11 protein-coding genes are annotated in these 11,674 nt (G+C 40.7%); 4 read left to right on the top strand and 7 right to left on the bottom strand.

What is annotated here, in order from left to right; translation table 11 throughout:
* Positions 1-58: 58 nt before the first annotated feature.
* Both ACZ1GV_RS11325 and ACZ1GV_RS11320 read left to right on the top strand, forming a co-directional pair.
* On the top strand, positions 59-613 hold the full coding sequence (locus ACZ1GV_RS11325) for a C40 family peptidase (protein WP_472674251.1): 555 nt from the start codon (positions 59-61) through the stop codon (positions 611-613).
* Positions 614-638: 25 nt separating this feature from the next.
* Entirely contained in the window at positions 639-2,219 is a 1,581-nt protein-coding gene (locus ACZ1GV_RS11320; RefSeq protein WP_472674250.1) for an FMN-binding glutamate synthase family protein, read from the top strand.
* A 112-nt stretch (positions 2,220-2,331) separates the two neighbouring features.
* On the opposite strand, the gene ACZ1GV_RS11315 is transcribed toward ACZ1GV_RS11320, so the two are convergent.
* From ACZ1GV_RS11315 to ACZ1GV_RS11290, 6 genes are all read right to left on the bottom strand, one after another.
* A complete protein-coding gene (locus ACZ1GV_RS11315) occupies positions 2,332-3,012 on the bottom strand; it encodes a GNA1162 family protein (RefSeq protein WP_472674249.1) in 681 nt (226 codons plus the stop codon).
* Positions 3,012-3,356, bottom strand: a complete 345-nt coding sequence (locus ACZ1GV_RS11310; RefSeq protein WP_472674248.1) for a DUF4810 domain-containing protein — start codon at positions 3,354-3,356, stop codon at positions 3,012-3,014. Before ACZ1GV_RS11310 ends, ACZ1GV_RS11315 begins: the two co-directional genes overlap by 1 nt.
* The gene (locus ACZ1GV_RS11305) at positions 3,353-3,661 is read right to left on the bottom strand and encodes a hypothetical protein (RefSeq protein ID WP_472674247.1); all 309 of its coding nucleotides are present in this window, start codon (positions 3,659-3,661) and stop codon (positions 3,353-3,355) included. Before ACZ1GV_RS11305 ends, ACZ1GV_RS11310 begins: the two co-directional genes overlap by 4 nt.
* The gene (locus tag ACZ1GV_RS11300; protein WP_472674246.1) at positions 3,661-4,611 is read right to left on the bottom strand and encodes a CsgG/HfaB family protein; all 951 of its coding nucleotides are present in this window, start codon (positions 4,609-4,611) and stop codon (positions 3,661-3,663) included. Before ACZ1GV_RS11300 ends, ACZ1GV_RS11305 begins: the two co-directional genes overlap by 1 nt.
* Positions 4,612-4,878: 267 nt before the next feature.
* Entirely contained in the window at positions 4,879-6,027 is a 1,149-nt protein-coding gene (locus ACZ1GV_RS11295; RefSeq protein WP_472674245.1) for an iron-containing alcohol dehydrogenase, read from the bottom strand.
* 220 nt (positions 6,028-6,247) lie between these two features.
* Positions 6,248-6,643: a universal stress protein gene (locus tag ACZ1GV_RS11290; protein WP_472674244.1), complete on the bottom strand. Its 396-nt coding sequence runs from the start codon at positions 6,641-6,643 to the stop codon at positions 6,248-6,250.
* Between the two features lie 150 nt (positions 6,644-6,793).
* Between ACZ1GV_RS11290 and htpX the strand changes: the two genes are divergently transcribed.
* Positions 6,794-7,666, top strand: coding sequence for a protease HtpX (gene htpX, locus ACZ1GV_RS11285; RefSeq protein WP_472674243.1), 873 nt, complete (start codon positions 6,794-6,796; stop codon positions 7,664-7,666).
* Positions 7,667-7,725: 59 nt separating this feature from the next.
* Here htpX and ACZ1GV_RS11280 read toward each other — a convergent pair whose 3' ends face one another.
* Positions 7,726-8,358 carry a hypothetical protein gene (locus tag ACZ1GV_RS11280; protein WP_472674242.1) on the bottom strand — a complete coding sequence of 211 codons (633 nt, stop codon included), beginning with the start codon at positions 8,356-8,358 and terminating at the stop codon, positions 7,726-7,728.
* Positions 8,359-8,731: 373 nt separating this feature from the next.
* Here ACZ1GV_RS11280 and ACZ1GV_RS11275 point away from each other — a divergent pair, with 373 nt between their 5' ends.
* Positions 8,732-11,653 (top strand): TonB-dependent receptor, encoded by a 2,922-nt coding sequence (locus ACZ1GV_RS11275; protein WP_472674241.1) that lies wholly within the window; start codon positions 8,732-8,734, stop codon positions 11,651-11,653.
* The last annotated feature ends 21 nt before the right edge of the window (positions 11,654-11,674 follow it).

Below are 11,674 nucleotides of genomic sequence, written 5' to 3'. Positions count from 1 at the left end.
ATTGGTGGTCGTTGTAAATGAAAAGGATTTAACCGGACTTACTTAAGGACAACTAGGCATGGGACTATTTACGTTAACAGAAGCCGAAAAATGCGCCGTATTTGACTATACCACGTTGGCTCCAGGAGACATTCTAGTGAGTGACTTTAGTTTTGGGCCGATAGACTATCAGCATTGGTCGTTAGTATCCGATAGGCGATGTGAGCAGGGCATTTACATGCTAATTTCCGCTACAGAGCGCACTGGCACTGTATGTGAAGAGCCCGCCCATGAAGTTATTCAATGCGCAAATACCTACAAAGCTTTGCATAAGTCTCTGTTACCCGTTCCTAAAACGCTTAATTTAGCGCGCAGTCATATTGGTAAATGGGACTATTCGGTCACCGAACGAAACTGTCAGCATTTTATTAATTTGGTCACAGGGTTGGGATTAAAATCCAGTCAGGTTTATGCCGGAGTGACTGCGGGTTTAGTAGGTGGTGTAGGGACGGCTTTGTTAGATGATGACGCTTCGTGGTTGGAAATATTTAGCGTTGCTATTTCTGGTATAGCAAGTGGTGTGGCAGGTGCCAAAGCCTTACAAAAAGGCTCGGATCGATTAACGGAAACATAGATTTATTCAAATTGAAGGAGCGTATATGAACGTTAGAGTTACGGTGGTTTTGATTTTAGCAGCATTAATTTTAGGTTCGGCGCTTATTCAATTTTATTGGCTCAGTGCCGTGTTTGTCGCACTATTAATCATGGCTTTGATTGATATTACCCAGCGCAAGCATACGATTTTACGCAATTACCCTCTGTTAGGTCATATTCGGTACTTCATGGAGTTTATTCGGCCTGAGATTCAGCAATATTTTGTGGAGTCTAATCTAAGTGGCCGACCGATTAACCGAGAATATCGCGAACTGGTTTATCAGCGTTCTAAACAAGAGTCGGATACAAGACCCTTTGGGACACAATTTGATGTTTACCGAACTGGTTACGAATGGATGTCTCACTCATTGCACCCAATACATATAGAAAATAAAAACCCTCGAGTAAAGTTTGGTGGGCCAGATTGCACCTTGCCATATATGGCGTCGCCATTAAATATTTCGGCGATGAGTTATGGCGCATTAAGTAAAAATGCGGTTTTGGCATTGAACAAAGGGGCGAAAGAAGGCGGTTTTGCTCACAACACAGGTGAGGGAGGGTTAAGTCCATACCATTTAGAGTATGGCGCTGATGTGATTTGGCAAATAGGTACAGGTTACTTTGGTTGTCGTACCGAAAGTGGTGGTTTTGATGCCAGTAAGTTCACCGAAAAAGCGACGCTTGATGTTGTTAAAATGATTGAAATAAAGCTTTCACAAGGAGCAAAACCCGGTCACGGTGGGATCTTGCCGGCGGCTAAGCTGACAAAAGAAATTGCGGAGATTAGGCATGTACCTCTTGGTAAGGATGTTATATCACCCGCTGCGCATTCGGCATTTGATTCACCTATTGGGTTACTTATGTTTGTTAAACAGTTACGTGAATTATCCGGTGGCAAACCTGTTGGGTTTAAACTGTGTATTGGTCAGCGACATGAATTCTTGGCGATTTGTAAGGCCATGCTAGATACAGGTATTACACCTGACTTTATCACGGTTGATGGCTCAGAAGGTGGCACTGGAGCGGCGCCAATCGAATTTACTAACTCTGTTGGTATGCCACTGACCGAAGCCGTTGTATTTGTGAATAACGCGCTAATTGGTATTGGTGTTCGCGATAAAATTCGAATTATTGCAGCTGCTAAAATTTTTTCAGCATTTCATATCGCAAAAGTAATAGCGCTTGGTGCTGATACAGTTAACTCGGCTCGTGGCATGATGTTAGCGCTTGGTTGTATTCACGCTAGAAACTGCAATAACGACAAATGCCCCACAGGGATCACAACACAAAACCCTAATCGCTATAAATTGTTAGATATCGACTTAAAAGGCACCCGAGTATTTAACTTTCATAAGGCCACGATAACTAACTTATTAGATTTGGTTGGTGCTTGTGGGATTAATGATCTTAGTCAGATCACGCGAAGTCATGTAAATAGACGTGTAAGTGCAACCGAAGTAAAAACTTATCATGAAATATACCCATTATTTACACAAAACTGCTTGTTGGACATCAACACCATTCCAGAGCTTGTTCAGCAAGACTGGCAACGAGCAAATTCGAGTGACTGGGCGGCAGTAAATTAAAATAAAGCTCGGCAATGAAAGTAAAAAAAAACAGAGCCGACAATTAGGCAGTAAAAAGGCGCATTAAGCGCCTTAAAAATTTACATCAAAGAGACTGGCTCTTCCTAACGTTTTATTTCGCTTTAAAGCGGTTCACACTAGGAGTTTGCTGATCTTTGTTATGTTGTAAATGGTATTGACCAACTGGTGCAGAGCTCAGCGCCATATAATTCACGCGCTTAGCAATTGGCACATAGTCAGTTGTGGCCGTTTTTATAGCCGTAGCAATAGCATTTACCAATAATCCAGCAACACCGCCACTATTATCATTACTAGATGTATCAACAACTAGGCTGTCGTTATAAAACCATAACTTTTCGCCAGTTTTAGTTGAAAATAATTCATATTGCAACGCAACTTCAACATTACCAGACACTACGTAGTAGTTGGTTTGCCATTTGTTAATTGATACAAACAGTACTGCATCAACGCCAAATTGCTCGCCAAATACGCTTGGGTCAACATTTGCTAATTGCGCGCCATCTAGAATGCCTTCTTGTTGAAAGATACTCTGAACTAACTCAATTGGTGCAACATAAAAACCGTGATAAGACAGCGGCTCTGCTAATGTTGTTGTTATGAAGTCAGTAGACTCAGGTGCCGTTGTGTTATTAATCGCGGGTACGACTAAAATAGAAGCCGGTTGTTCGCTATACATCTTCGGAAAAGCTTCCGATTTAGTGACATAAGTTGACTGACAGCCTGTTAAAAACAAAGCTAGTGTTAGCATGCCGATTAGTTTGATTGATTTCATTATTTGGCTCCTACCATTTGAATCATTCTATCCATAAGTAATGCTGATTCGGGGTACGTTGCTTTTTCTTTTTCGAAATACACTAACGCATCGGCTTTTTTGCCTTGCTTTAACAACAGTGTTGCATATTCTGCATTTACGCCAGGAGGCACTCGTAAGCCATATTCTTGTGACTTATTGAATACGTCTTGAATACTCACATAGTGTTGAGCAAGCGTCTCGTCACTAGGCTCAGCTTTATACTGATATAAGGTTGCAGAATAGTCACCCCAGTAATACATAGTTGGTTTTGCAACACAAGCCGCAAGAACCAAAGCCATACCTGCGATTAATATTTTTTTCATGGTAATGTTACTTCCCTGTTGTCGTTATTCGATAAGAATAACTTTCTGTTTAAAATAAGTTTATCTTCCTGGAAAACTTGAAAAAGTACTGTACCTAATGGCACTTGTACTCTCACCATATCCATTTTTGATTCAGGAAACGCCGCTGGTGCGCTGTTGTTTACACTGTATGTCTTATTAGCTACATCACCTTTTACCACTATGTAAGCTGCTTCTTCGGCTTGTGATGTTGTATGTGTAACTGTTCCGCATGCAGTAACGAACGTTAGCGAGATGCCTAAAATGATCGACTTTAATAAATTCATTATTCACTCTCTTCCATGATGTAATAGTCGTTAAGGTTGTTAGTGTTCAGATTTTCACTAGTGAAAGAAGCCAACGACACTTCGTTATCGCCAGTGCCTACAGTTTGAACAACCGTAAGTTGACCTACTTTTTTACCTGGTAATTCAATCATTAAGCCGTTTTGAGGGTTTTTGATTTTTTTACCACGTTTAAAGATACCAAAGTCACTACCCGCTTTTATACCTTGTGACGCGCCACCTGATATTACGAGCATATCGTCTTGTTTATCAAGAATATAAGCTCTCCAAGGCTTGTCCATCAAGTTTTCAACAACGTCGCTGATCATTTTAGAAATGGCCGCTGAGATCGCCTTATCATTAATGCTTGAGTCATAACCTGCACGACCACCAACACCTAGAGTTGTACTCGCTTCAACTTCAGCCTCACCAGTACCTTCTTGTGAATAGATAATTTGGCCATTGCTTGTGTCGATTAAGCGGACGTTCACGGTTGCCGTTGCGATTTGTTTGTTAGTGCGACTAAAAACACCAACATCACTGACATTTTTACGGCCAAATTCAGATACCGAACCAACAATTAAATAATCAGCTTTTACTTTTTCCATCGCTTCTGAAGAGAAGGCAGCTTCTTCAGTTAATTTACTTAGCTCTTGACGCTCTAATAGAATGAATTTGCCAGTAGAGGCAAGTCGGCTAGATAAAATATCAGAAGCTTGTTTACCAATAACGTCACCATCTTTGTCAGTAAAAAAGAAATTTTTACCTTGTTTGGTTTCGTTGGTAAATCGAGAAATTGCAACAACGCGTTTTAATACTTTTTCATCTTGTACTAAAGTCGGGCTAGTAGTCTCAACGCTTGGCGCCTTAACTGTTGGTGCAGGAGTTGATTGGCAACCGGCTAAAAATAGGGCAGCCGATAGCACGGATAAAGGTATAATTTTTGTATTCATGTTGGTCCTTGTGTTGAATGGCTTCAACTTTTAATTTTCCGTTTGATTACACAGAGGTTGTGTTTTCATCGTCAAAATATCGCATTTGACCGCATTGTTCAAATAAAAATATGCCTAATTAACAAAGACGTTCCGCAAAAAAAAGACGCTATATAAGCGTCTTAATATGAGTTTAATACTTAGGTTATGAGTTCAATACTTGGGTTACGAGTTCTAACACATAGCTAATAATTGATAAGTAATAACTGATAGATTATAGCCGCGAAATTAAGCGGCTAACGCCAAAATTGTGCGAGCTTTGGCTAAGTCGATATCGCCATGTTCACCTAACTTTGTCATGCCATTTTTTTCTAGGCTGTCGATTAACTTGTTGATAGCCACTTCGGTGTTGTCGCCTTGTAAGTCATAATCCGACATTTTAGTTTTAACGCCCATTTCTTCAAAAAAGGCAACAACGGCAGCAATTGTTTCGTCAACACCGGTAACACCAAATACACGTTCGCCCATTTGTAGAATTTTTTCTTTTTTAGTTTCTTGCTGAACCTGCATTAAAGCCGGTAATACAATCGCTAGTGTTTGTGCGTGATCTAAGTTGTATAACGCTGTTAACTCATGGCCTATCATGTGCGTTGCCCAATCTTGTGGTACGCCCTTGCCGATTAGGCCATTTAGCGCCATCGTTGCCGACCACATAACATTTGCGCGCACGTCGTAGTCTTTTGGTGTTGCTAACGCTTTAGGACCTTCAGTAATTAAAGTTTGTAAAATGCCTTCAGCAAAGCGGTCTTGCAGTGGCGCATTAACTGGATACGTTAAGTACTGCTCAATAACATGTACAAAGGCATCAACCGCGCCGTTGCTTACTTGACGTGCAGGAAGTGAAAAAGTGTATTCTGGGTCAAGTACCGCAAATACCGGTTGCACCGACTCCGATGAAAAGCCGCGCTTTTGGGCAGTCTCTTTTTTAGTTACCACTGAATTGCCATTACTTTCCGAGCCGGTTGCCGGAAGTGTTAATACCGCACCAATTGGCAATGGATTTTCAAAGCTAGCGCCTTTTATTAAGATGTCCCACGGATCACCAGCAAAGTCTTTTGCAGCGGCAATAAATTTAGCGCCATCAATAACGCTCCCGCCGCCAACCGCTAAAATAAAGTTAACGTTTTCAGTGCGTGCTACGTCTACAGCTTTCATTAATGTTTCGTAAGACGGGTTTGGCTCAACACCGGCAAATTCGAATACTTCAGCATCTTTTAGAGTCGTTAAAACTTGGTCGTAAATACCATTCTTTTTGATCGACCCGCCACCGTATAAAAACAATACCTTGGCATTGTTAGGAAGCCTTGAAGACACTTCTGAAATCTGACCTTTACCAAATAAAATCTCGGTCTGGTTTTTGAACGTAAAATTAAGCATGAAGACTCCAGTCTGTAAGGAAATAAAAATCCACGAAGGATAAAAACAAGTTGCAGTTAAATGGGGATGAAATTGAATAAACAAAGGGCAAAGGCGAATTTGGTTTTAATCAATAGTTAACAGTTAAAAGATAATAGGCAATAGGTAGTGCGTGAGAGTTGATAGGAGCGAGGGCGGGCGAGTCCTAAATGTGAATTTAATAACTCGCCAACTTGGTAAATTAGATCTTAACTAGCGATACATCACATTTGGCGTAGTTAACAACACCGTTTGCTGTTGAGCCGATCAGGGCCTGAATGCCTTTTTTAGAATGAGTACCGATTACAATTAAGTCGGCGTCTTTCTTTTCGGCTAAGGTGCAAACTTGCTCGTAAGGTTTGCCTACTTTTACAAAGACTTTTTTCGGCGGAATTTCGAAGGCTGTGGCTATTTCATTAACGAGTGGCTGTGCTTCTTCTTGCAGTGTCTTTTGATAGTCTTTTGGAAGAATGGTGTAAGGGATGACATTGATTACATATAATTTTGCGCCGCAGAGTTTGGCTAGCGTGTGGGCTTTCTCTAAAACAATTTTACCTTCATCGCTGGCTTCTATGGCACAAATAATTTTTTTATACATTTGCTACTCTCTATTTTTATTATATTTAATAAAAGATAGTGAAATTAAGTTGGTAAGTAAAGATTCTGTTGAATATTCAAGCAACACATAATATGTTCCACTCATCCTAGGTATGTAACCTAAAACAACGACTTTTAGTAGGAAAGAAAAATGTTTCGCATTGGTTTGTTTATCATCTCTAATATAGCAATCATGGCGTTGCTGGGCTTAACGTTCCGCCTGTTTGGTTTAGAAGGCTTGCTGGCACAAAATGGCGTTGATTTAAATCTACAAGCCTTGCTTGTATATGCAGCCGTTCTTGGTTTTTCTGGTTCCATTATTTCTTTGTTGTTGTCCAAAATGCTGGCAAAGCGTTCAATGCGGGTAGAGCTGATAACGAGCCCTCAAACACAGCAAGAGCGCTGGTTGGTTAGTACGGTTGAGCGCCAAGCAAAACAAATGAAAATTGGTATGCCAGAAGTAGGCATTTTTCCAAGTCGTGATCCAAATGCGTTTGCAACCGGTTGGAATCGCAATAATGCCTTAGTTGCGGTAAGCCAAGGTTTATTAGAACAAATGACTCAAGACGAAGTTGAAGCTGTGCTTGCTCATGAGGTGAGCCACATTGCCAACGGTGATATGGTAACGATGACTTTATTGCAAGGCGTGATGAATACCTTTGTGGTATTTTTGTCACGAGTGATTGGTCATGTTGTCGACCGCGTCGTGTTTAAAGTGGAACGCGGACATGGACCGGCGTTTTGGATCGTGTCTATTGTTGCTGAGCTTATTTTAGGTGTGTTGGCGATGATCATTACCATGTGGTTTTCTCGATACCGAGAGTTCAGAGCAGACGCAGGTGCCGCGTCGATAGTTGGCAAACAAAAAATGATTGCAGCCTTACAGCGTTTACAAAGTCATAAAGGTGAACCAGCGGTTCCAGATGAAATGGCGGCGTTTGCGATTAATGCTGGGCGAGTTCATGCTTTATTTTCAAGTCACCCGCCACTTGAAAAGCGAATTGAAGCATTAAAAAATAGCTAAGCGCGTTGGTTTGAAAAGAAGAAGCTAGCTAAGAAATTAGCTAGCTTTTTTTATGCGTTTTATTTAGCAACCATAAAACCATTTAAGAAGTTATCGATGTCTTCTTGGTAGTCTTTAACTAAGTTTGCACCTGTGTAGGTTAGGTATTGCGTTACGCCAGCATCATTTGAGTGGTAATAACCAAGGTATCTAAACTTAACGCCTTGGATAGTGCCTTCCATCTCTAAATAGATCACTTTATTGCCGTTAACCATACGGTATTCTTTCTTTAAAATACGCGTATCTGGTGCAGCATCTTTGGCATTTTCTAACGCTTGATCAGCCAATGAGTCTAAGTTCATTGCAAGACGTTCAGTAATGGCCATTGCGTATAAGTCTTCACCTTTTAGCTGAAACGTATACTCAGAAGGCGCGTTACCATCTAGGTTTTTTTCAAACTTCCACTTTTTAGGGTTTATCCAAAAGTTTGCATCGGTTTTGCCACTTTTGATTTTAAAGCTAGCATTGTCAGGTTTGCTAAATGTGCCCGGATTCATTTTTAGCTCAGCCTCAGATTGAGGTATGGCACTTTCATAAACCCATGTGCCATCGTCGTTAAGAATAACCACGTCGCCATTTTCAGTTACTGCTTTTTTACCTGCAACAGCAAAAGCACTAAATAAAACTAACGCTAAAATAACAAAATACTTCATTTTATTTCCTTATAAGTAGACCAATCACTCTGATTGACTTTGTTCGGTAGTGAACAATAAGTTCATCGTAAAATCAAGACGTAACATGTGTTTGGTTCGACGCAATTGGTCGAACAATTCCGTATGACTGTCTTTTTTGCTTAAAAAGTAAATATTCGAACTATCTGGACTTATTGTGATCTCGACCTGAATTTCATGGTTTTGGTGGTTTTGCGGATGGTTATTCAACTATTTACGTGCCATTACTAATTAACTCAGAGCAGGCTATAAGTCTCTGAGCAGATAGGGAATATTATAATTCACAGGTGTGTTTTATTGCTGTTATTTCTTTTTCATTAATAAAAATAGTAATTATTTTTCTAGGGAAAGTTTCATGAAAAATTTTAGAAATAGTTTAACCGCATTTGCGGTTGCCGCAGCACTTGGTTTGTCCGGTTCGGTTTTGGCGGCAGACACGGGCGGGCTAAAAATCCGTGTTACAGACAAAAACGGAAGTCCAATTGCAGGTGCGACGGTTCTGGTCAAAGCTCCTGATAGCTTGGTAAGTAAAAATGCAGTTTCAGATGCCGATGGTTACGTTTCACTACGTGGCTTAGATGCATCAAACCAATATACAGTTAGTATCAACGGTTCAAATATCCAATCTTTTGAAGCAAATGACGTACGTGTTATCACGGGTAAGAGCTTAAATTTAAGCTATCAAGTAAATAATGCCTCTGGCAGCATGGAAACAATTGTTGTTTCTGGTCGAGCAGTATCTGCGATTGATACTACCTCGGCAACAACGGGTATGGACATTACTTTAGATATGACCGAGTCGTTACCTACCGGTCGTTCATATCAAAGTTACTTGCAACTTACTCCGGGTGTTAAGCCTAGTGTAGGTGGCAACCCATCTTCAAAATCAGGTGTTAACTATTCAGACGCCGGCGGTGCGGTTGGTACTTCGTCAGATAACGTTTATTACATAGATGGCGTTAATGTAACAGATAACGTGACCGGTACTTTTGGTGGCAACATCAACTCAGAGATCATTCAAGAACAGCAAGTTATTACGGGTGCGATTCCAGCTAAATACGCAGGCGGCTCAGGTTTGGTTTCTCGAGTAATTACTAAGTCTGGTGGTAATGAATTTAGCGGGTCAGTGAACTACTACTTGCAAAATGACAGCTTAGTTGCGGATAGTAAAAACAGCGCAACAAAAGACGCGGGTTTTTCTACGTTTGACACAGCTGTAACGTTAGGCGGCCCTATTATCCAAGACGAATTATGGTTTTTCGCCTCTTATCAGCTTAAAAACCGTAAAGACGATGTAACGAACCCAGCCACGGGCCAAGTTGAGCGTCAACCAGAGCGTGAGAGCACGTTGGGTTTTGGTAAGCTAACGTGGCAGGCGACGAACAACGATAGATTTGTATTTACTTATTTCAATGACCCTACTGACGTTTCAGGTAGTAATAATATTAACTTAGCGTCAAACCGCGACAGTATAACGACGAGCGGTGGCGATAACTATAAGTTTGATTATTCTCACTCTTGGGATGATTTAGTTTTAGGTGCAGGTTTCATGCGTCACGAAGCTGAACTTTCAACGCTTGCAAAAGATAAATCAACTCGTAATGACGTTGCATTTTTAGCGAACGCAGCAACAGTTGGTCGTGATGATACAGATGCCGGTGGTTTAGGCGCTGATACGATTCGTAATCGTAACAAAGAGAGCTTTTATATAAATGGTGAATACTATTTAGATACTAGTGATTTTGGTTATCACACTATTGAGTTTGGTTATGAGTCGGAAACGAACGAAAACATTACAAACTCTATTTATACAGGTGATTCGGCTCAATACACATCAATTGGTGCGAGTGATGCTGGTGTGACCTTTGATACTTATGCAAATGACAACGGATGGCGTGGCAATATCGACTTTTCTGACGATGATAAGCAACGCATTGGTGAAGCGTTAGGTATTTCTGAAGCGGACGTCGCTAATATTGTTTTCAATAGTACAGCTGGCAACCCAACGGGTGATGTTAACGTTTACCGTATTATTCAAACTGAGCAAGCTGAGTCTAAGTTAGAGACAAAAGGCAAGAGTGTTTATATTCAAGATAGTATTAATCTTGATGACTTAACATTAAACGTTGGTTTACGTGCTGAGCAGTGGTCTCACTTTGCTTCTACGGGTGAAAAAATATTCACATTTGATTGGGATATTGCTCATCGTTTAAGTGCGGTATATGACATTAACGGTGATGGTGATTCAAAAGTATGGGCATTCCACGGACGTTATTATGATCCGGTTCGTACTGATATGACATCGTTTGCGGGTAATTTAACGGGTTCTGTGCGTGAAGAGCAAATCTTCTACAATGGCGCTTGGGAAACGTTCCGTACTCGTGGTGGTGTTTCTACGCAAGATGCGTTCTTCTCACCTACAACCAAAACACCTTATACCGATGAATTCTTAGTAGGTTATTCAACTAACTTAACGGAAGACACCAATATCTCTGTTACTTATACCAATCGTAAAACAAGAGATATTCTTGAAGATTACGACTTAGGTGTATACGCAGAAGGTGGTCAGTTAGACGGTTCATCGCTTGCGCTACCATTGTCATACTTTGGTTATACAGAAAACCCAGGTTCAAACTACGTATTAGCAACGCTTGAAGGTGGTAAACGTGACTACCAAGGCGTAGAAATCACATTCAAAAAACTACGTACGGATAATTGGAACCTTCTTGCATCATATACATTCAATGACGCCGAAGGTAATACTAACTCAGACGGTAATGCTGACTTACAGGGCGATTTCTACTACCTAGATCCTCGCGCTCCAAATATGTACGGCAAGCAGCCTGGTAATATTGATCATCAGTTCAAAATCTTAGGAACATACTTCTTTGATAATGGTTTTGAATTAGGTGCAGTTTATAACTGGAACTCAGGTACGGCCTATAACCGAGCAACTAACGTGTATGGTCGCTTATTACCACTACGTGAAGAGACCAACTATGACTTTGGTGGTTATAACGGACGTTGGATTGCTCCTGGCAACTTAGCAAGCCAAACGACACCAGCATATGGTGTGCTAGATGTTCGCGTTAAATACACGCATGACTTTGGTAATTACCAAACAGAGTTTTTCTTAGATATCTTTAATATCTTAGATAACCAAGCGGTAGTTGAAGAAGAACAGTTATTTGCGGGTAGTAGCACATATGAGTTCGGCGAAGCTAAAAACTGGGTTGCACCACGACAGTTCTACCTGGGTGCAAAAGTATTGTTCTAATCAAGCAATATTTTTATTAAA

Source organism: Psychrosphaera sp. HA2-10 (genome assembly GCF_055693745.1).
This window is presented reverse-complemented; position numbering and strand designations above follow the sequence as displayed.

What these genes read in the sequence shown, in the direction of transcription:
- ACZ1GV_RS11325 (WP_472674251.1), top strand. Translation starts at nt 59, where the DNA reads ATGGGACTATTTACGTTAACAGAAGCCGAAAAATGCGCCGTATTTGAC.
- ACZ1GV_RS11320 (WP_472674250.1), top strand. Translation starts at nt 639, where the DNA reads ATGAACGTTAGAGTTACGGTGGTTTTGATTTTAGCAGCATTAATTTTA.
- ACZ1GV_RS11315 (WP_472674249.1), bottom strand. Translation starts at nt 3,012, where the DNA reads ATGAAATCAATCAAACTAATCGGCATGCTAACACTAGCTTTGTTTTTA.
- ACZ1GV_RS11310 (WP_472674248.1), bottom strand. Translation starts at nt 3,356, where the DNA reads ATGAAAAAAATATTAATCGCAGGTATGGCTTTGGTTCTTGCGGCTTGT.
- ACZ1GV_RS11305 (WP_472674247.1), bottom strand. Translation starts at nt 3,661, where the DNA reads ATGAATTTATTAAAGTCGATCATTTTAGGCATCTCGCTAACGTTCGTT.
- ACZ1GV_RS11300 (WP_472674246.1), bottom strand. Translation starts at nt 4,611, where the DNA reads ATGAATACAAAAATTATACCTTTATCCGTGCTATCGGCTGCCCTATTT.
- ACZ1GV_RS11295 (WP_472674245.1), bottom strand. Translation starts at nt 6,027, where the DNA reads ATGCTTAATTTTACGTTCAAAAACCAGACCGAGATTTTATTTGGTAAA.
- ACZ1GV_RS11290 (WP_472674244.1), bottom strand. Translation starts at nt 6,643, where the DNA reads ATGTATAAAAAAATTATTTGTGCCATAGAAGCCAGCGATGAAGGTAAA.
- htpX (WP_472674243.1), top strand. Translation starts at nt 6,794, where the DNA reads ATGTTTCGCATTGGTTTGTTTATCATCTCTAATATAGCAATCATGGCG.
- ACZ1GV_RS11280 (WP_472674242.1), bottom strand. Translation starts at nt 8,358, where the DNA reads ATGAAGTATTTTGTTATTTTAGCGTTAGTTTTATTTAGTGCTTTTGCT.
- ACZ1GV_RS11275 (WP_472674241.1), top strand. Translation starts at nt 8,732, where the DNA reads ATGAAAAATTTTAGAAATAGTTTAACCGCATTTGCGGTTGCCGCAGCA.